The following is a 21,018-nucleotide window of genomic DNA, read 5'->3' on the forward strand; positions in this document are numbered from 1 at the left end:
CCGCTATCAGTTGAATGATATATAATTATCTGTTGCCCGCTCAAACCTTGAGTGGGCTTTCATTTACACTAATTAAAGAAGGATTAATTTATAATCTTTAAGCTCTTAATATTGACAAACTCTAAAAAAAACTCTAACCTAATAACGAATAACCCATTCACTATTAAGGAGTCGTTCCCGATGGTGCAAGCCAAGAAAGACGAAGTCAGGAAAGAGATTGAATATGCGGCGCTCAAGGTCTTTTTTGAAAAAGGCTATGTGGATGCCAAGATGAGCGATATCGCGGATGAGATCAATATTTCCGTGGGCAATATCTATACTTATTTTAAGAACAAGAAAGAACTATTCTACGCCGTCGTGCCTCCAGATCTGGTGGATTATTTGAAAAATGTGCTGGTGGAGACCATTCACTTCGACAACCAGACCTTGTTCGAGGAAACGGATAGCGAGCGAAAGTCGGCGCTGTTGCAGGAACAGGTGGATGTGTTACGTAAATACCGGAATCAAATCGTCATCATATTTGAAAAAAATAAAGGCACCATCTACACCAACGCCAAGAATGAGCTTGTTGAGCTGATGATCGAAACCAAGAAGGCCTATCTAAAGAATCAATATAAACGATATGAGATCGGAACCGAAGAGAATTTGATCTTACTGAACATCCTCGCGCATAATGTGATCGACATGAACCTGGATCTATTGAAGCGGGATATGAGTGAGGACAGTCGGAAGCAAATATTCGAAGCGTTGTATGTCTACAGACTATACGGTATGAAGAGTCTCAACGAATAACGCTCCATCTCATCACTAATGCCGTGTTAACAAAGCGTGCAGATCAGATCAAATTGGTTTGCACGCAAAAAAACTTCATCATAGATCAGCCTATTTTTTTAACCTAAAAATGAATTGATTATTCATTATTTAAAAAAGCATCATTTTTACCCTAACCACTTACCTCACCCATATCCTAAGGAGGAACACAAAATGAACACCGCTTACGCATTGAAAAACGTCAATCTGATCCACGGCGACTCAAGCCGCAATCTGCAAAAAAACATGACCATTCTCATCAATGAGCAAGGCCTCATTCAGGATATCGGCCAAGATAACGAACTGCTTATCCCTAGTCACTACACAACAATTGACCTCTCAGGAAAATACGTAATGCCTGGATTGATCAATGCCCACGTGCACCTCTTTGCAGACGGTAAACCGTTCAGTCTCTCGGTCAGTGAAGGATTGTTGCAGTTTGCCTATGATCGGATATTGAACACGAAATTCGGCAGAAACATTTTGAAAAAACGTATGAAACGCAACGCGCTGACCGCACTCCATGCGGGTGTAACCACGATGCGCAGTGTGGGGGAATTCTTTTACACGGACGTCCAGCTGCGGGATGAGATTAATAACGGCGACTTTGTCGGACCTAATCTGCTTGTCTCTGGGTTTTTCCTAAGTGTCACGGGCGGACATGGTGCCCCATTCCTCGCTCTGGTGGGCGATTCGCCGTGGGAAGCACGAAAAAATGTACGGATCAATGTGAAACACGGCGTGGATCTGATCAAAATCTGTGTGACGGGTGGCGTGACGGATGCGAAAATGGTGGGCGAAGCTGGCCGTTTACAGATGACGGTGGACGAAGTTGCAGCGATCTGCGATGAAGCGCATAAGATTGGTTTGCGGGTGGCAGCACATGTTGAGAGCACGGAAGGCGTACGGGTTGCGTTACAAGGTGGCGTCGATACCATCGAGCACGGTTCGGAGATGGATGACGAAATCATTCGTTTGTACAAGAATAATCCCAATGCCCTGAATGGCTACACCGCACTCATCCCCACCCTGCAAGCCGCTTATCCCTCCGCTTCACTGGATACGAGCGTAACGAAGGTAAGTGCAACGGTAAAAGAGAATTCCAGACTCGTCTACGATTCAATGCTCAAGGGCGTAATACAAGCGATCGAAAACGACATCACCATCGGGATTGGCACCGATGCCGCTATGCCTTACGTGACTCACTATGATATGTGGAGAGAGATGGACCACTACATGAGACAGGCCAACCTGAACAACAAACAGGTCATCGACATGGTGACTCGAACCAATGCGAAGATCCTCGGCGTTGACGATGTTACAGGGACGGTGGATATCGGGAAACATGCCGATCTGATTATCATGAAGCAAAATCCGCTGGAACATATCGAGGCCTTGTCAGACATCTCTATGGTCATGGTCAAAGGAAATCTAATTCAAACGCCATCTGTCACAAGAATCAAAGAAGTCGACGATGTTCTAAACTCAGTTTGGTGAATTCAGGAGTTAATATTAATGAACAAAATCATTCTTCCAGTATAACAAAAGCACCTACGAAGGCAGGATACCCTGAAACCGTAGGTACTTTTGGTTAAGCATAACTTCAATTTATCCCTCTTCATGCTTACTTTTGTGAACGGAAGGTGAGTTCTTCGTTAAATGTAGTGTATGTGGAGTTCAAATCATTTCAAGCTCTGTCTTTTTCTTACCCACATGTACACTACTATTGAGCCTACTAAAGCAATAACCAAACTTATTATTGTTATACTCATATAATTATTCGCAGATGTACCGGAGTTAATGACCGGATAGCCACCCGCACCGTCTACTTCTGGATCAACTCTTTGGGATTGCACATCTTTTAAGAAATCAATCGTCTTGGAGGAATCCCATAGCTGATTATTATCCATACCACCCATAAGTGATTTTTTCTCAGTAGGTACATCTGGTATATTTACTTCTTTACCATCGATCTTCACGGCCAAATAACGGATATTTCCGTCCTTGATTAATACCGGATTAAGCGTGTCTACGTCAGTAGATAAGGATTTTGTCATCGTATTTAAGGACGCATCCAACCTTGAGGCATCTCCTCCTGCAAGAACTACTCTGAACTCACCTTCAAATTGTTCTATACTAAGAAATGACTTTCCAACACCGCCCGATTGCACAATAAAGTCATACTGTCCTGTCGGCTTAGACACATCAATCAGACTGTCAGATACTTTTTCAAATTTCTCAGAGTCAAATAAGTATACTTCGAAGCCAGGGCCTAAAGTGACAGACTTAACTTCTTCTTCATTCTCATAGCCATATCCCACAGGATCGTCTAATACCATTTTTTTGAATTCATCCAATCCTTGTCCTTTGGCAAAGGTCTGTACATCTTCAGGTACATTGCTGGCATAACTACTTGGAGCCATAATGTAACTGACCATTAGACCTATCCCTATCATCATTAAAATTCTAATATATTTCATGATTATAGACCTCCTCAGCTAATCCTTATTGATAATGCCAAAAGTCTTTAAGTCCCCATCTCCACGTTCTTTCTGCTCCCGTACCTCCGTTAAATTTCGAGAATTCCATTGAAGTTTTCACACCATCCCAAGGATCTAGATAATGCATATAATAAGTATAGGTTGGAGTATTACTATAGCCATAAATAGCAACTGCATGACCAATAAGAGCCGTAGGACTATTCCATTTCCAGCTTACATACACGGGGCGTCCTCCATCAATCTGACTTTTTACTTGGGCAACATTCAGATTACCTGAGTAATAATTAGAAGATACTCCATAGTCATGCATTCCACTTTGGGCTTCTACTGTGGATGCCGATACATTAGCACAAGAACTGGTTGACTTCACTTTCTTAACGAAATCGCATTGATAGACATTTTTGTTAGCCATGAATTTAAGAACACTTGAACTAACTGCTGCCCAACACCATTCACTCTTCTCTTGCTTTGCAATAGGATATGATGGCAAATCAGTAGAAGCAGCATATGCTTGTGACACAAAAGAGAGTGTGAATATTAGTGCAAATACGGAGAATAAAAAAGTTCTTCGAGATTTCATTTTAAACCTGCCCCCTCATTTCATTAGATTTGAATAAATTTGTTAAACTGCGCTTATCTACCTCAATCTTTTTTTGTTTCCCTCCAATCCAAACCTTCCATATTCATGTCACCCACACTGTATACAACGAGTAATTTATCATAAATGTTTCCTTTTTTTAAAATACTTTAATCTAAGTCCAAAAAAAAGTAGCGCAAAGCATATCCACCATTTGAGGCTTGTTGCAGTGTGCCTATGATCGGATATTGGATACCAAGTTCGGAAAAAAAAGAGTGAAACGCACTGACCGTACTCCATGCAGGTGTGACGACGAGGCGTCGTGTGGGAGAATTCTTTTACACTGACGTGCAGCTGCGGGATGAGATTAACAACGATGATTTGTCAGACCCAATCTGCTCGTCTCCGGTTTTTTCCTAAATGTACGGATGGACATGGGGCTCCTTATCTGGCACTGGTGAGCAACTTCCCATGGGAAGCATGAAGAATAAGGGTCGCTTTACAAGGTGGTGTGGATACCATTGGGTACGGTTCCGAAATGGACGACGAAATCATTCGTTGGTACCAAATTAAACCTAACGTCGTTCTTCTTCCTGACGATAGGCGGGATAATTGGGCAACTCATTGATTTCGAGAACATCTTGTCCAACATCAGGACCAAATTCTCGTCCAATGGTTTAAATGAAGGATTAACGGTTGCCATCTCATTGTTGTGCGTGGGATCGATCCCGATTCTAGGGCCACTACAAAGTGCGTTACAGGGGGATAATACCTTTTTGCAAATTAATACGATTTTCTCGGGCATTACGTCATTAATTCTGGCATCCACCTTTGGGATCGGCATCATCTTCTCAGCATTCATTTTATTGGTCATCGAAGTCCTGGTCTTCTTCTCAGCTGATTTCTTATCCGTCTTCATAACAACGAACATAATGAACGAAATTACCCTGATTGGTGGCATCCTGGCACTTTGTACGGGGTTAAATATTTTGAAGATTACGAAGATCAAGGTATTGAATCTGCTGCCTGCTTTATTTATTCCGATCTTTCTGCTGTAGCTTCAGCATACTGAGGTCTTTTCATAAACATAAAAAGATAGTTAAGCGGCGGCCTTGGTCCTGAATTCTTCAGGACTGAGGTCTTTTATGTCCAACCTGAGACTGAGAACAAATTCAATCTGGCGTACGATTTGAATCAATGACGAGTAACGTAAGATAGAATTATGAGTTTATGAACAATAATTACATCAAGACATTGAACCAGAGGAGACATATCCTATGAACAAAATGAAGAAAACAGGTTTGTGGCTAGGCGTCACGACCCTAACACTATCACTCGCAGTTCTTTACTTTCCAACATGGACGCCAAAAATAAAAGGCACAAACCCTATTCATGTATTGGAACAAGTTAAAATCAACGGCACGGGACATGAAATCATGATCAGAGGACAGGATCTGGACAACCCAGTTATCCTTTATTTACACGGTGGACCGGGTGCATCTGAACTTCCGTACGCGAAAAAGTACCAAGATTTATTAGAATCTCAGTTTACGATTGTGAACTATGATCAGAGAGCAAGCGGCAAATCCTATCATTTTTTCGAGGACTATTCCAATCTCTCAGCTGATGTGCTGGTTGAGGATGCACTGGCCGTCACCGATTATATTACTCAACGTCTGGGGAAGAAAAAGGTAATATTAATTGGTCATTCATATGGAACATACATAGGAACTCTTGCTGCGCATCGAGCACCCGATAAATATGAAGCCTACATTGGAATCGGGCAGATGGCAGATACACAACTGAGCGAGATCGACGGATGGAATTACGTTATGGAGCAAGCCCAACTGGCCGATAATCATGAAGACATAAACCAGTTGGAGCAGATCTATGAACCGATCAAACAAGGACAGGCATTCACGCCGCGAGATCTCGTTAAACGTTATGGTGGCGCATCAAGGTTGATGGACAGCCCTGACACCAGCTTTCTGGGAATGACGTTCAGCCAAGAATATAATATGCTGGATGCCATTCGTTTTAATAAAGGGATCATTTATTCGCAAGAAATACTGATAAGTGAAGCCCTGAGCCGTCCTTTGCCATCCTTGATTACGAAGCTGGACCTCCCCTTTTATTTTGTCATGGGAGATTACGACTTAATGACTTCATCCCATGCCGCCAAGGTGTTTTTTGACCAGATTGAAGGAAATCAAAAGGAATTCATTGCCTATAAGAACTCGGCTCATTACCCACATTATGAAGAGAAACAAAGATTCTTTGATTGGATGGTAGATACCTTTATCAAGCAAACACCTTAATCATTCAAACCTTTGCCCTCCAGGATCGGCTGCATGTACTTCTCGATTCGTGACACTTTTGTTTTGGATTGCTTCGGTTGTGAGAAATAATAGAGATATGCCCGCTGCCGTCCGGGTGTCAGTGCTTCAAATGCATCTCGGAAAGCAGGATTTTCATTGAACTGCTGCTGAAGTTCCTCGGGAACGCTATATTCGGCAGTTTTTTTCATTTCCACTTGCAATCCAGCCTGTTCCACTTCAATCGCTTGCTGGATATAGGCTTTGATCATAGACTCCTGCTCCACAATCTGCTCCAGACTGGTGAAGCGAAGCTGGCGTTCTGCCTGTACATTCTCCGTTTGCTGGACTAAAATGCCGTGTGTATCCTTCAGCAGAGCACCTTTGAAGAACAGAATGGCCACGTATTCTTTGAATCCATGAATTAGTACGATGTTTTTCCCATCGAGCATGTAACAAGGATGCATCCACTTCATATCCTCTGTCAGTTCAAAATCCCGAATAATCTCTCTCAGCTTTGTGGACTCTTCCTTCCACGTTTTGAGTTTCTTTAGATAGCCGTCAACTTTGCGATTCCCACTTGTATCGGTCATGGAGAAATACCTCTCTTTATCTCATGGTTTTATAGGTTCAATTGTACTGGTTTTCTGTGGATTGTACAGCGCTTGCTTACAGAGCTTTTATTGACTTTTCCACTACGAATTAAACCTTACCAGCAACTAAGACAAGCGTCTTAATAAATGTAATATCAACGTTGGCGGATATGATTAACCGTAAAACCAAAAGACCCATAGACATTCTATGGGTTTTTGGTTTGGTTAACATTTCTGACTTAAGCTAATATCCAGTAGTGACTGTGTCTCTTCTTCCAACATGGAGGAAGCTATCATCATGAAGTCTTCAACCCCTATCTCAAAATGGCCTTTACGAAATGGAAACCCCCAATTGCGATTTCCGCGCGTAAAACTGAGTTGGTCTAACAATGTTGCAATCTTTACTTCTCGACATGGAATATAACGAAGGTCTCGGCGAAAGGGTACAAATGATTCCGACATCTGATATTGGTATATCCTATCGTCGGTAATTTGACCAATAGCGGTAAACGCCTGAAGTGGCTTGCCAGTTGATAAGTCTGTGCGTGGAGAATAGTATATCAGCCAATCACCCGCGGACATCTGTCGCAACAGTGCTGACTTGCCATGACACAGCTGCGCAAACCCTCCCTCTACGGCTACATTCACATGAGAAGCAGATACAACGCCAATCCAATATCTGCTGTCCTGATTTGGTTTCATGGATACATCCCATTCCCTTCTCTCATTTACATTTCCAGATTCGATTTCAATCGGTCTAATTGCAAAAAATGATGTCTGTAGTGCATCTCTATCAACAAAAACCACTCCTGAGCGTTTAGAGCGCCAAGCCTTGGATGACGTATTTTGTTGTTTACGGACGCTTGGTGTAGAACAGCTGCCGTGCTTCTCATCCGGTCCACTACCTCGTGAAGCCCATCGATCAAGGACTCCATGCTCTCGGGTGGTTGCGGGGTGTACTGCGGGGAAGCAGGAACCTTAATTGGAACGGGAGGGAATTGTCCTAATTCGAACACTTTCCTACCCGGTTCTGTTTTTTCCTCACCCGAGTTTAACGTTGAATCCCCGCTGCTCAAACACTGCTCAATATTATGCAGATGCAAGAAAAGCGCTGATTGAATCAAATGTACATACATCTGTCCAATGGACCAATCCTCTTCACTCTGTTTTTTATGTAAGCTAGACTGATCCAAATTTTTCAGTTCTGCCAAATATCGTTCTACTGCCGTTTCAAATGATTTCAACACTTCCGTTGTACTTCTCATCCTTCAACCCACTCCTCTTGATCTGTGATATACCAAAGTATAAAAAAACACTACTGACAGGTGTATGTCAGTAGTGTTTTAAGATGTTTTTGGCTACTTCCTGCATTCGGAAGCGCAAAGACTCCGGTTCCAAGACCTCGATATCTCCACCCCAGCCAAGTAAATAATGCAAGATTTCCTCCGGATAGCGGACACGAAATTGAAAAATGATACCTTCCTCTCGCTCCTCAAATGCATCCATATAAAAATGAAGTGCCTCCATAATTTTGTCAGCAATTTCCGGTTCCGCCCTAATTAATACCTGTTCGTTACGGTCTTCAGGAGGTCGATAACTGTTCAGATCAAAATCCAGCGGCAACAGGAATTGATCCTCCAGCACGGAAAGTTCAGTCATGCGTGACAAACGAAAATGACGAATGTCTTGCCGCATATCACAACGTGCGATCAACACCCAATTCTCCTGAACAAGTGAAAGCCCATAAGGAGAAACTTCTCTCATGTTATACCGATTACCATCCGTTCCCGGCATTTTTTTCAGGTACATAAAGCTGATTTTACGTTGTTCCAAAATGGCATTACGTATTTGGTTAAGGTATGTTTTCACTCTAGCTTTAGTTAAAGGTTCCACCGTATGAAGCAGTCGCATCGTTTCCCGAACACGTGTTGATTCGTTACGAACGGATTCTGGTAAAATCGCTTCAATTTTTCGTTGAGCCGACTTAGCCTGCATCGCGTATTCTGTATCCAATCTCTGTTCGATAAAATCAGCTCCCATGAGCAGGGATACGGCTTCTTCTGCTGTGAAGCTTACCGGGGGCAGGAAATATCCTTCCATGAGGGAATAACCATGACCCGGAGCTCCCATAATTGGAACGCCAGCTTCACTTAAGGCCTGAATATCTCGATATATCGTCCGTACACTTGTCTCAAATTGAGCAGCTAAATCTTCTGCTCTTAGCATCTTTCTTCGCTGCAATTCAAGCGTAATCGCAAGCTGCCGCTCCGTTTTGTTCATTTTCCAAGCCCCCACCGTTTCATCGTTCAAACCTAACTCATTCTATCACAGTAACTTGCCCTTTCGTTTCGTGAATTAGATCAATGGAACGTCTTACATTCCATCTGAAGATGAGAATGTTTTAATCCAAAAAAACTGATACCCAAAAGGATATCAGTTTTTTATCTACTTTATATCTACTTTATATGCGGTTATTTCTCTTCTTTACTTCTTACACGTACATGGCGAGCAACAAGTTATAGATCATCGTCGCAGCTTCCGCTCGTGTCGTTTCACTTCCTGCACGAACGGTATGGTCTGTATATCCGCTCACAATCTTGGCCTGCACCGCTACATCCAGTGCCTCTTGTGCCCATGATGGCGTCTGTGATGCATCGGTGAAACTTGGTTTAACGGATGTATTACCAGACATTCCGGCTTGTGCATCTGAACTTACTTTCAGCGCATTCGCCATCATGACAGCCATCTCGGCACGCGTAATCGTCCGATCGGGCTTAAATGTGTTATCACCGTAGCCTTTCACAATTCCGGCTTGCACGGCTGCGGCAATATCACCTTTTGCCCAGTCTGGCAGACTACCTTGATCTGCAAATGTCAGATCCGACTCCACGGACTTCAATGCCAGCGCCTTACTGAGCAACGTAACAAACTCTGCCCGTGTGATCTTCTTCGATGGTTGGAACGTACCATCTGTGTAACCTTGAATCACGTTCATGCCCAACAAACGATCTGCGTAGTCGGAAGCCCAGTGTCCATTCAGGTCAGACAGATTCACCGGTGTGTAACTGGACACAACGAATGTACCCAGATGATTCACATTGGCCGTTATGCTTCCTGTTGCATTCATCTTGCCACCGATAAATATCCAGCTCTGACGAGCTTCATTATAATAGTAAATCGCAGGTTGGGTGCCGTTAGGCAGATCTGCCGAATCCACATTCAGGCTCAATGCCGCCTGATCATTCAACGTTCTTCCGCCACTGCGGCTGATCTGTACAGCTTGTCCAAGTACATTCAGTGAAGCTGTATTCAGCAACTTGTCCTTGGCAACCACAGACACTTGCAGTGTATCCTTGGAACCAATGGCTCCCGATGGAACATTGAATTGCACGATGTCTTTCAAACCCGTTTGGACCGGCTGATTCGCTTCCACCTCAACCTTCACTTCAGTGGATGAATCTGACCCCGTTTCCGGGTTGGTTGGTGTGGTTGGAACGGTAGGCTTTGTTGGCACACTTGGTGTACTTCCTCCAGAATTCCCACCAGAGTTGCCTCCATTACCTCCACCTGAACCCCCGCCACCATTGTCTGAGCGGGCTTGTACAATAACGGTACGGATAACTTCCTGAGCTTCATTACCAGCGATATCCTTTACGTTATACCGAAGGGTGTAGATCCCTGCTGCTTGTGTGTTCACCGTGCCATCCACCTGCACGGAACCACGGATGCCGACATTATCGGAAGCCTGTGTTCCAGGCTCGTTGTATGTGTCTCCCACATTCAGCGTCATCTGGCTGCTACCTTGCAGGGTAATGACGGGAATCTCACGGTCTATTTTAATGACCAGAGGTAAAGTATACGTTTGTTCCAGATCATCTGTTGCTCGGAATAAAAGGTTGTGCTCTCCCGGCTCCGTTATCTCCAAAGGTGTATTCTCTGTATATAGTTCGTACGCCTGCCCTCCATCACGAGACAACTCGATGATCGCGGAAGTAGCAGGCGCGTATACTGCGCTGGTTACACTAACCGTTACGGACTGGTTCGTCCATGTATCCGTGTGATACGGCTGGCCGTCAGCGGTAGTTATGTTGCTTTTTAACACCAGCGCCTGATTATTCTTGCCTTCCACAATGACAGTGAACGTTTTGGGTTGTGACTCCGTGCCACGTTGCACAGTTGCCGTCAGTTCCAATCGCTCATTATTGTCCGGTTGGGCTAGCAGCTTGCCCTCGTTATTCATTAGTTCCAGGTTGGAGCTGGACCAGCTAATGGTTGCACCATGCTTCCCTTCAACAGGAAGGGTAAGATCGGAATGGACCGCGCTCAGATCGCCCAGATCGATTGCTTGAAGCGTATCGGTTACCGCCTGTGCATCACTGTAAGGTGTGGCACTCACGAAGATTGGGTTGGAGTAGAACCACAGATCGCGATAGTTGCTATCGTTAATTTGATTAAAACGGGTCGTTGCATCAGCTGTCGTATTTTTCGGATCAAGCTGTGGTTCACCATTTACAGTCTCACCTGTCACGTTCATGCCCAGATTCGTACCGCGCAGGCGGAAATACTTGTCCTGGTCTGTGGCTTTGATCTTGTACGTGATGACATTATAGCCCTCGGCATCTGTCGTCCAATCGTTGGATGTGAAGGTAGCCAGTACTTTGGTAGAGTCGTTGGTGTCTTTGGTATATGCGGCTGTACCCTTCTGGGCCTTGGCTGTCACATCCCCGGCGATGAGATCGACGTGATCCACCACGGGTACTTGTCCAGCGGACGTGCCGCTGTTGATTGGATTTTCATAGTTATTGCTCGTCGTTGGACTCTTGAAGCGAATCTTCAACTCTACTTCATCGCCTTGGGTCACATGAAGGTCTCCGCCCATCTCAACCTGAGCACCCGCACCGGAAGCTGTGAAGTCCAGTGCGTTGATCAGATCACCGAATACGGAAAATGATTTCCCTGAACGCAGTCCATCCAGAACAGCCTGCATGCCTGTGCCCTCAACCCACGAATAGGTCTTAGCATATTCGCCAGGAAAATAACCACTGGAATTCGTGCCAATCGTCTTGAAGTGGTAGTCCGAATTGCCATAGTTCCAGAAGTGACGTCCTTCTCCCAGCAATGCATCCCACAGACCGCCCACTTTGGCAACCATATAGTCTACACCGCCGTATGTACGGTATTTGTATCCATCATCTGCGGTTGGATTAGCTACATTGTAACTTGTGTTGTAACCTCCACGATCCGGTTCCATCTGGTTACCCAGCATGCCTTCGATACCAAATACCACTTGTGGAGCCAGATCGTTAAACTCACGGAAGTCCGCGACAGTATATTTGTTTTTGCCCCGTGAAGGATGATTGATCATCGCATAGCTTGTCGTTGGATAGTTCGTTGCGAGCCAGTTGATGGCGGTCAGCGCATCCTGATGATTCGTGTACGCACGCCCTCCGTTCTGATCCCATTTCGTTACGTCTGCCGCATTAAACAGGTTCGCTGCTCGATTCGTGAAACGGTATTCGAACTCCTTGGCAGCGTTCAGCGCTTCGGTTGAATTCGGCTCATCCGTGAGAATTCCTACCCCAACGTGTTCATGTGTAGGCATGTCCCATTCAAAACCGGAGAAGATCGTTTTACCTTCGTATTTGCCTGCATCCTGAAGTTTCTTGATCTGTGGTACCTGATATTCATTCATCCCTTGGGACATGGGTATTGGTCCACCCGAAATCTCGTTCCCGTTGTGATCTCGCTTGGATAACCGCAAGTGATCCGTAAGGGCGATCCAGTCCAACCCATATTTCGTTAAACCCGCGTCAAGCACGTTCTCCAGTGAAACCTGTGCATCATCGGACTCAAACGTATGTACATGCAAATCTCCCGTTTGCCAAGAACCTGTTGCCGAGCTGTTGATCGATGTGTTATCCCCCGCATCTGCATACGTTATCGCAGCAGGGAAAGCCCCCATGACCATCCCTGTAGCCAAGGGTATAAGTGTAAGCATAGCGAGCATTTTCTTGCCTTTATTATTGAACAAAATCATCCCACCACCCGTTCTGAGTTGTTGTGTCGGGAGTAAATATAAGAGACTTTCGGGGGCAGGGTCAACGGCCTGGAAGCATGTATTTAAAATTTTACATATACCTGCATTCTTTCATATTCCGTTAAAGGTTTCTCAAGCTTTTTCTAACAGAGTCATGCTCTGTACTGCTCCATATTGGGGGAGTGAATCTAGGGATAACGCTGCAAATAGGAGGTGATACAAAATTCAGAGATTGTTCACGATTCAGGAAAGTTCCACCACTGCTGTGGATCATTAGGAGGAGAACTGGCGTAGGAGAAATGATGAAGCGGAGTAAATAGTGGGGTTTGTAAAAAGATCAGGATCACGTATACGCTGAGTATAAAAAAAGTACCCACGAACTACAGACATAATATGCCATGAAGCCACAGGTACTTTGGGTTGAGCGGGATTTTGCTTCAGCATTTACATCTTTACTTTTGTGAACTGGGGACGAGTTGTTTGTGAAATCAAACCTATCTCCACTTTATATTCAAACTGGAAAAGTACGATATATAAACCGATAATGTTGAAGATAGCTAACAACGCAAAGATCATTCTCATTGAAGGAGTTGCAACTTTTGAAAAGATTCTATCTAGGTTTTGGATTAACGATCACCATTATCATTGTACTATTATCAAGCTCTACTCCAACAGAAGCAGCATCGAAGAAAGTAAACTTAAAATTGTCAGATGGAGCGACGTACTATGGTGAAGTTTTAAACGGGAAACCTCATGGTAAAGGAACCGCGAGATGGGGAGAAACCGAAGTTTACTCTGGAGATTGGGTGAGTGGTAAGCGGCAAGGAAAAGGCAAGTATACATATACATTAGTTGAAGGTGGAGGTGTCCCCTTTGAGGATTACGATGAATCTAATATGGGCCATGGTACAGGTGAATTCACTACAAAAACCTACACCGGATCGTGGAATAATGATACATATCATGGTAAAGGAAAAGAAATTACGCAATGGTTAGAAGTACAGTATCTGACTTCTTCTGATGGCAAGGTTCACCCTATACTTGGCAGCTACATCAACACCATTAACGATGGAACATTCAATCAGGGCAAGATGTCTCAGGGATATTACGCAATCCACTCTTCAGATACTGTCTCACTAGGATATACTGATCATACGACTACGATTGCTCTCAAAAATGATTATTTCAACGAAAAGTTAACCGGGGATAAGGACTTTTTTGACACGATTATCAATTATAAAAAGAAACACGGTTCTTCTGAAAAATATATTGGGGTTAAACCATCCGAATTCTCCAAAGGTACATTAACTAGTGGCAAATTCTCGGGGGTTACGCATCTAATCGATTATAGTAATTCAGTTAGTTATTCTAAACAAGTCATAATGAAAGATAACGTATTAAAAGAGAATCACATAACATCTGCCGTCTTTGATAAGGATCGCAAGAAAATCATTCATGAATTCCTTCAAGCTATTAAGTCCTATTCAGTCAAAATCAATACCATCTCTGACGAGATTATGTCATTGAAAGACATTAACTATGAGGAAATGATTCCCTAGGTAGTGGAGGTCACAAAATGAGAAAAAAGCGATGGATTGTGAGCATAGTCATTTTGATTATCATACTTTTCATGAGCGAATTGATGATGTTGTCCTCAGGAAAGGTTGGAGTTCTCAACATAACGCAGAGAATCATATCAGGTGCACCTCATGTTATCGTTCAAGGGCAGACACTGTCTTACCAAGGTAAGGTTCATTGGGAGGATATCCAAAGTAGTATCGAAGAATATTCCGCAAGCGATGAAGGAACGGTCTTGTATAAAGCACTAGGCACCCCTGTCCCACCACCTTGGATATATGTGAGAAAAGGAAACCATCAGGGTTTCCGATATAAAATCCCACAGCTTCCCTGGAAACTATAAAATGATCTGGGAACTTCACGAGCGGACATCACCAGATGTCCGCTTTTGCTATGAATTTATAGTCTCACTCGCTCAATGGTGACATGTCCTAGGGTTCGTGTATCGAATACAATCCACAATATAGGACCTCTCACTTACCATCCAATCCGTTAAACTGCCGGAGCATGACGGTGAAACGCTCCAGTTCCTTATCATCCCATCTGGATATACGGTCATAAAAAGCTGACTCCTTCTCCTTGAGGGCAGCGATCGTCGATTGTTGACCAAGTTCCGTAAGAGATAGTAACACCCCGCGCCGATCCTTGGGGTCTTGCTCTTTGCTAACATATCCTGACTTTTCGAGTTGTTTGATTAATCGGCTGACCGAGCTGCGGTCCATTGCATTCGCTTCTGCCAAAGCCGCGGCGCTTGTTGGGCCATAGGAGTAGAGCCACCGTACCAGTTGAAAAGCGGCAGGTTGCAGGTTCGCATCAAAACGCTCGGCAGAGCGAACGTTAAGCGCATGCGAAGCACTGATCAGTGCATGAATCTGCTCACCCAACGCTAGCTCCAAGGTTGCTCTATCTTTGGTTTTGACTGGATTTTCACTCATTATTGTTAACTCCCTCTCCTCGATACATGAAAGTAGGCTTCCAGAAATATAGTTGACAAATATCAATTAATATTTATAGTTGATTTATGTCCATTATATATTTTCGAATCTATTCGTGTCAAAAGGAGATCTTCTTATGAAAACTCAACATCCCAATATTGTAATTACCGGAGCAACAAGCGGTTTAGGGCAGCTTGCAGCCATGGAACTCGCCAAACGCGGGGCACATCTTATACTCACAGCCCGAAGCAAGGAACGTGCAGAGGCTACCAGGTACAAAATCAAGGAAATCATACCTTCTGCCAAAATCGAATTTTTCTATGGAGACTTGTCCTTACTGAGTGATGTAAAACGTGTTGGGCTTGAGATTGCAGCCGCTTATCCGCGTATAGACGTACTTTTGAATAATGCCGGACTTCATGCTTTTGAACAGAGAGTCACGTCCGAAGGATATGCCGAGATGATTGCCGTCAACTATTTGGCACCTTGGCTGTTAACGCACACATTGCAATCTTCCCTGATTCAGTCGGGCCATGCCCGTGTCGTCAATGTTGCATCTGAAGCTTCGCGGAATCACGGCACATTGGTGTTGCCAGATGACTTAACGGATATCACTCCTTTTACTGCACGCGGTTCCTCTCCAATCTATGGCAAAACCAAACTGCTCAATATTATGTTTACTGGTGAACTAGCCAGACAATGGCGCGGAACCGGAATTCGCGTAAATGCCTTGAACCCTGGCTTTAATGTTACGGGTCTTGGACGAGAGCTATGGTTTGCAAGTGTGCTTGAACGCTTGTTAACCTTTTTGCACATCGGCGACCCGCGCCGGGGTGCGGATATCATTACTCGGTTGGCTGTGGAATCGAGGTATGGCGAGGTTTCGGGAGGATATTTCAATGTGGGAACTGGAGCATCTATTGTTCCTATACATCCTGGCGGAGATGAGGCCATGCAAAACAGACTGTGGTTCGTTACGACACAAATAATGAAAGATCACGGATTGCTGGATTAATCAAAAAAAAGAACAGGGGTGTTCCATAAGCCATAAACACAGCTAGGAACCCCCCCCTCTTTTTTTCAGTAACTTAGATTGTGGCAAATACCTTGTCGAAACCTGCTTTCGACTTAGCCAATATTTCACTCGAACTCAGAGTTGGCGCTGGAGCCAGTACTTCCTGAGCCACCACACCATTATAACCAATCGCCTGCAGATTTCTCAGAAATCCACCCAGATCAATGACCCCTTCGCCGGGATACAAACGCTCATAATCCAGCAATTCTTCAATGGGCAGATCATAAGCATCATTAATATGAACATGAACAACCTGTTCTTTCTTCAGCTTCAACAGATCTTCCATCGGTAGACCATTCGTATGCCAGTGATAGGAATCTACGAGCAGGCCAACATTGGGCGCATGGATGGTCTCGATCCAGTCCAGCGTATCCTCCACACGCCAGATAAACGGATTCTTCCATTGCGTCCGCAAGTGATGGCAGCCCACAAACTCCAGACCCAACTTAATCCCGTAAGCATCCAAGATATCTGCGCAGAGTCTCAAGCGTTTCGTAGCCGCCGCCATAAATTGTGCTGCCGGTTGATCCGTTGAGGGTAAAATATACGTGCAACAGCTGTAACAGTCCAGCGAAGCAGAAGCTTCTGCCATAGCGACCAACGATTGCAATCCCTCACGGAATTGTTCATCTGTCGTCCGCCATTCCACCGTCAGACCCGATGAACCGATGATCACCTGATTACTCTCTAGCAGATGTTGTGCCTGTTCCTTGCCATACGTTTCAATCAATGAGAGCGGATTCAAATCTACAGATCCGAATCCGTGCTTGGCCGCTTCTGTGATATATTGTTCATCAGACTCGATATTGCCCAGTCCCGCATTCGTTAACCCTCTAATCATCCCAATCTCCTCCTGTGACTCGTCTGGAATTACAGATTGTCCAACACTTTCTTGTCCCCTTAACCAACACTCTGGCTTGAACAGGACATATTTTTATAATAACAGTACTCTCTCAAAAAGAAACCATAATGTCCCATTCTTGATAACACTAGTGCAAGCAGCTGCAACTTATGTCCAACTTTCACGTATTAAAATTAACATCTAATTAAGGAAGGGATTGGTAATCTTAAAAATGAACTCCATACCCAAAAAACATGTCCCTACCCTAATCTTTCTGGTATGCGTTGTCGTCGTGTCCTTACTTGTTGGGATATTATCCAGACCCTATTTTACTGAGCCCATATTCTATGTAGATCAGCATAAATACACTTACGATCACGAGCAAGGCAATCAAATTACGTATGAGAGCAGTACAGCAGACCCCATTCAGGTCACCGTCAATCAGCAGAAGCGTACGGTCAGCATCGACCAGCAGAACTATGTCATTACCCATATCGCATCCACCCCTATTGCAACGTATAACGTGGCATACCCTAACGACCACCAATATACAGTTGAACAACAATCCGAGCAATTATTAAGCTACGATGAAACCGGGAAGATGCTCTCTCCGGTCAACATGTATGTAGACAGCCAACGCGTCATGGAGGATGACGAAGAGCACTATACACCTGCCACGCTCGTGACCGCTGCCTATCCGGAGTATCATCATACGCCAGGTACACCTGTTCTCCTGTTCATTGCGCTTGCCGGACTCATCTATGGATGGTGCAGCTTCTATTATCCAAAGTTTCAGAAGTTTCAATTCCTGCTCTCCCTCCGCTGGATATGGTTAAAAGATCCCGAACCTAGCGAATTTTATTACCTCATGTGCAAAATTGGCGGTATAGCTTGCATGATCGTAGCCATCTGGGCCGCGTTTCAGGCATTTTAAGATATCTTCTTCTGAGTGGAGTATGCTCAGAAATGCTCTGCATCAGAAAAACGGTAATCACGTCCAATCCATGGATGTGATTACCGTTTTGTTTAATTTTATAAGGCTCTCATTTAAAATATATCTATCTCACACGCTCTAACGTATATCGATTACGCGGAATTTCAAGACCCAGATTACCACGGAGCGTATCCTGTTCATATTCAGTACGGAACAGCCCTCGTTCTTGCAGAACCGGGACAACCAGTTCCACGAAATCTTCCAGTCCATTGGGCACCACGGTACGAACATTGAATCCGTCTGCCGCTTCGCCTTCATACCACTCCTGAATCTGATCTGCGATCTGATCCGGTGTACCAATAAACGATGTGCGTGGAGTCGATGCCAGCAACGCCACTTGGCGCAGGGTCAGCCCCTGTTCCCGTGCCTGCTGCTTAATCTTGTCTGTTGTACTGCGGAAGCTGTTGCTGCCGATCTCCCCTATCTCGGGAAAAGGTTCGTCCAGCGGGAACTGGGAGAAGTCATAATGGTCGAAGTAACGCCCCAGATAATTCAGCGCTTGGTCAATGCTGACCAATTCAGCAATCTCCTGATACTTCCGCTCAGCCTCTTCCGCTGTTCTACCCACAATGGGACCGATGCCTGGGAAGATCAGAATATCCTCTGCCTGACGTCCATATGCCACTGCTCTTGCCTTCACATCCCGGTAGAACTCCCTTGCTTCCTCCAGCGTCTCATGTCCTGTGTATACGGCATCCGCCGATCGGGCAGCCAGATCTTTACCAGATTCGGACGAGCCCGCCTGGAAAATCACCGGATGACCCTGCTTCGAACGTCCCACATTAAGCGGACCCTGTACGGAGAAGTGCGCCCCCTTGTGATTCAGCGTATGCAGCTTTGCAGGATCGAAGAATATGCCCTGCTCCTTATCTCCGATAAAGGCATCGTCCTCCCAGGAATCCCACAGGCCTTTGACCACATTCAGATGTTCTTCCGCAATTTCGTAGCGCAGAGCATGGTTCGGATGTTCGCCTTTGCCGAAGTTCAGTGCCGAGCCTTCCAGAGGTGAAGTGACCACATTCCACCCGGCCCTCCCACCGCTTAATTGATCCAGTGAGGCAAATTGCCGCGCAACCGTGAAGGGTTCACTATATGAAGTAGACAATGTAGCAACCAACCCAATGTGAGAAGTTACACCGGCGAGTGCGGACAGAAGCGTCAGAGGTTCAAAGCGATTGAGAAAATGAGGATTGGACTTCTCGTTAATGAAGAGACCATCTGCAATAAAAAGCAGATCGAACTTCCCTTTCTCCGCGATACGTGCCTGCTTCTGGTAGAATTCCAGACTAACACTCGCGTTAACGGGAATGTCGGGGTGACGCCAAAAGGAAATGCTGTTCCCTACACCGTTCAGATTGGCTCCCAGTTTCAATCGTCGTTGTGACATATATATTCCTCCCTATGCTGTGGTGATGACCATTCAGTTCGATATCCTATTATCTCTGAGAGTCGTTTCGTCATTTCATCATTTCTTTATGCTGTTTCCGCTAACTTCAGCTGTTGCCATGCCTAATCCCGGTTTACCCGCCTGTTTCACATCACTTACGCGGACTGCCCAAGCCGCTCCCAGGAGTACAATCCCTGTAAATAGAAAAATAAACGGAATGCCGATCCATCCACCAAGAAAACCGCCGATTAACGGTCCCAGCACAATGCCGAACTGACTCGCCGTCTGACTCAAACTGACAGCCCTCCCGCGGAAATCGTGATCAGCATACTTGATGATGAGCGCATTGAGCGCCGGATAAACCGCGGCAAAGAACAGACCATAGACAAATCGCAGGCTGCCAAAATAAATCAGATTCGTTGCTGTCATCTGCAGCAGACTGCCAATTCCACCACCAATCAGTCCAATAAACAGTGTTTTCTCGTATCCGATCCTGCCACCAATCTTCCCCCACCGGGGCCCCATAATAACCGTTGCCACACCAATGGCTGAGAAGACGATACCAGCACTAAGTGTTGCACTGCCGATATCTCCGCCAATCTGTACGACATAGAGCGTCAGCACCGGTTCGATAATGAGCACTGACGTTGAAACCAGCAAAATCAGACCGTAGATTCGCATCAACCCTGGAGTAGAAGCGGCTCTCTTCAAATCCCCCATGATTCTTGTTGGAACCACCGTACGAGTAAGCCGTGACTCCTTCACACCCAGAACCATCAGAGCCGCGAGAAACGTAATCACAGCCGATGCAATGAAGCATCCCCGCAGTCCGATCCAGTGACTCAGCACCCCTCCGGCAAGAGGACCCAGTATCCCGCCCGCGGCGCTGGCCGTGGAGATCACGCCAAGTGCATAACCCACATGTTTCTCCGGAGTATTGGTGCCGATCAGTGTAATTGAGGCGGGATGAAAACCAGCCATGAGTCCCTGAAAGACCCTTACCGCGATAAACGTATACGGATCGTAAACAAAGAAATTAGCCAGATGCGCAATGCCTAGCCCAACGCCTGAACGGACCAGCATCAATTTGCTTCCATATCGATCAGCCAGCGATCCCCAGAAGGGTGCGCATAATCCACTGATCAGAAAGCTGATGGAGATGGAGATACCGGACCAGGCTTCCAGACCGGTATGGATCCCGAGATCATTTTGCAGGAATATAGGAAAGAACGGAACGGATAGCGAGTACGCCATATGATTGAAAAACAGACCGAACCACAGAATATACAGATTTCGTTTCCATTGTGGCATCTTGGGTTCTCCATACTATATAATTCCTATATAAAAAGTAGGTTATCACCCATATTAGGGTACG

Annotated in this window: 18 protein-coding genes; 7 read left to right on the forward strand and 11 right to left on the reverse strand. The window is 45.1% G+C overall.

Features of this window, described 5'->3' with window-relative positions; translation table 11 throughout:
* Positions 1 to 180: 180 nt before the first annotated feature.
* Both FS628_RS17115 and FS628_RS17120 read left to right on the forward strand, forming a co-directional pair.
* On the forward strand, positions 181 to 792 hold the full coding sequence (locus FS628_RS17115; protein ID WP_090809647.1) for a TetR/AcrR family transcriptional regulator: 612 nt from the start codon (positions 181 to 183) through the stop codon (positions 790 to 792).
* 192 nt (positions 793 to 984) lie between these two features.
* A complete protein-coding gene (locus tag FS628_RS17120) occupies positions 985 to 2,307 on the forward strand; it encodes an amidohydrolase family protein (RefSeq protein ID WP_145323749.1) in 1,323 nt (440 codons plus the stop codon).
* 185 nt (positions 2,308 to 2,492) lie between these two features.
* Here FS628_RS17120 and FS628_RS17125 read toward each other — a convergent pair whose 3' ends face one another.
* Together FS628_RS17125 and FS628_RS17130 are read right to left on the reverse strand one after the other, a co-directional pair.
* Entirely contained in the window at positions 2,493 to 3,290 is a 798-nt protein-coding gene (locus FS628_RS17125) for a hypothetical protein (RefSeq protein ID WP_145323750.1), read from the reverse strand.
* A gap of 25 nt (positions 3,291 to 3,315) precedes the next feature.
* The gene (locus FS628_RS17130; RefSeq protein ID WP_145323752.1) at positions 3,316 to 3,891 is read right to left on the reverse strand and encodes a papain-like cysteine protease family protein; all 576 of its coding nucleotides are present in this window, start codon (positions 3,889 to 3,891) and stop codon (positions 3,316 to 3,318) included.
* Positions 3,892 to 4,409: 518 nt separating this feature from the next.
* Between FS628_RS17130 and FS628_RS17135 the strand changes: the two genes are divergently transcribed.
* The gene (locus FS628_RS17135; protein WP_186327838.1) at positions 4,410 to 4,946 is read left to right on the forward strand and encodes a DUF554 family protein; all 537 of its coding nucleotides are present in this window, start codon (positions 4,410 to 4,412) and stop codon (positions 4,944 to 4,946) included.
* Between the two features lie 219 nt (positions 4,947 to 5,165).
* Positions 5,166 to 6,206, forward strand: a complete 1,041-nt coding sequence (locus tag FS628_RS17140; protein ID WP_145323756.1) for an alpha/beta fold hydrolase — start codon at positions 5,166 to 5,168, stop codon at positions 6,204 to 6,206.
* Here the strand turns inward: FS628_RS17140 and FS628_RS17145 are convergent.
* The 5 genes from FS628_RS17145 to FS628_RS17165 form a co-directional block, all read right to left on the reverse strand.
* Positions 6,203 to 6,796 carry a YdeI/OmpD-associated family protein gene (locus tag FS628_RS17145; protein ID WP_145323758.1) on the reverse strand — a complete coding sequence of 198 codons (594 nt, stop codon included), beginning with the start codon at positions 6,794 to 6,796 and terminating at the stop codon, positions 6,203 to 6,205. The genes FS628_RS17140 and FS628_RS17145 overlap by 4 nt on opposite strands.
* Positions 6,797 to 7,021: 225 nt before the next feature.
* A complete protein-coding gene (locus FS628_RS17150) occupies positions 7,022 to 7,498 on the reverse strand; it encodes an EVE domain-containing protein (protein ID WP_145323760.1) in 477 nt (158 codons plus the stop codon).
* Between the two features lie 26 nt (positions 7,499 to 7,524).
* Positions 7,525 to 8,061, reverse strand: coding sequence for a DinB family protein (locus FS628_RS17155; protein ID WP_145323762.1), 537 nt, complete (start codon positions 8,059 to 8,061; stop codon positions 7,525 to 7,527).
* A gap of 67 nt (positions 8,062 to 8,128) precedes the next feature.
* Complete coding sequence (locus FS628_RS17160; protein ID WP_145323764.1) at positions 8,129 to 9,076, reverse strand: helix-turn-helix transcriptional regulator; 948 nt, start codon at positions 9,074 to 9,076, stop codon at positions 8,129 to 8,131.
* Positions 9,077 to 9,287: 211 nt separating this feature from the next.
* Positions 9,288 to 12,827 carry an S-layer homology domain-containing protein gene (locus FS628_RS17165; RefSeq protein ID WP_145323766.1) on the reverse strand — a complete coding sequence of 1,180 codons (3,540 nt, stop codon included), beginning with the start codon at positions 12,825 to 12,827 and terminating at the stop codon, positions 9,288 to 9,290.
* Between the two features lie 605 nt (positions 12,828 to 13,432).
* Here FS628_RS17165 and FS628_RS17170 point away from each other — a divergent pair.
* Positions 13,433 to 14,392, forward strand: a complete 960-nt coding sequence (locus FS628_RS17170; protein WP_186327839.1) for a hypothetical protein — start codon at positions 13,433 to 13,435, stop codon at positions 14,390 to 14,392.
* Positions 14,393 to 14,884: 492 nt separating this feature from the next.
* On the opposite strand, the gene FS628_RS17175 is transcribed toward FS628_RS17170, so the two are convergent.
* Positions 14,885 to 15,346, reverse strand: a complete 462-nt coding sequence (locus FS628_RS17175) for a MarR family winged helix-turn-helix transcriptional regulator (protein ID WP_145323770.1) — start codon at positions 15,344 to 15,346, stop codon at positions 14,885 to 14,887.
* Positions 15,347 to 15,482: 136 nt separating this feature from the next.
* Between FS628_RS17175 and FS628_RS17180 the strand changes: the two genes are divergently transcribed.
* Entirely contained in the window at positions 15,483 to 16,361 is an 879-nt protein-coding gene (locus tag FS628_RS17180) for an SDR family NAD(P)-dependent oxidoreductase (RefSeq protein ID WP_145323772.1), read from the forward strand.
* 73 nt (positions 16,362 to 16,434) lie between these two features.
* Here FS628_RS17180 and FS628_RS17185 read toward each other — a convergent pair whose 3' ends face one another.
* The gene (locus FS628_RS17185; protein ID WP_145323774.1) at positions 16,435 to 17,262 is read right to left on the reverse strand and encodes a sugar phosphate isomerase/epimerase family protein; all 828 of its coding nucleotides are present in this window, start codon (positions 17,260 to 17,262) and stop codon (positions 16,435 to 16,437) included.
* A 232-nt stretch (positions 17,263 to 17,494) separates the two neighbouring features.
* Here FS628_RS17185 and FS628_RS17190 point away from each other — a divergent pair, with 232 nt between their 5' ends.
* Positions 17,495 to 18,196, forward strand: coding sequence for a DUF6199 family natural product biosynthesis protein (locus tag FS628_RS17190; protein WP_222125248.1), 702 nt, complete (start codon positions 17,495 to 17,497; stop codon positions 18,194 to 18,196).
* Between the two features lie 124 nt (positions 18,197 to 18,320).
* Here FS628_RS17190 and FS628_RS17195 read toward each other — a convergent pair whose 3' ends face one another.
* Both FS628_RS17195 and FS628_RS17200 read right to left on the reverse strand, forming a co-directional pair.
* Positions 18,321 to 19,643 carry an LLM class flavin-dependent oxidoreductase gene (locus tag FS628_RS17195; RefSeq protein WP_145323778.1) on the reverse strand — a complete coding sequence of 441 codons (1,323 nt, stop codon included), beginning with the start codon at positions 19,641 to 19,643 and terminating at the stop codon, positions 18,321 to 18,323.
* A 78-nt stretch (positions 19,644 to 19,721) separates the two neighbouring features.
* On the reverse strand, positions 19,722 to 20,954 hold the full coding sequence (locus FS628_RS17200; protein ID WP_145323780.1) for an MFS transporter: 1,233 nt from the start codon (positions 20,952 to 20,954) through the stop codon (positions 19,722 to 19,724).
* Positions 20,955 to 21,018: the final 64 nt, after the last annotated feature.

This window comes from Paenibacillus xylanexedens, assembly GCF_007676705.1.
In the GTDB taxonomy this organism is placed as follows: Bacteria; Bacillota; Bacilli; order Paenibacillales; family Paenibacillaceae; genus Paenibacillus; species Paenibacillus xylanexedens_C.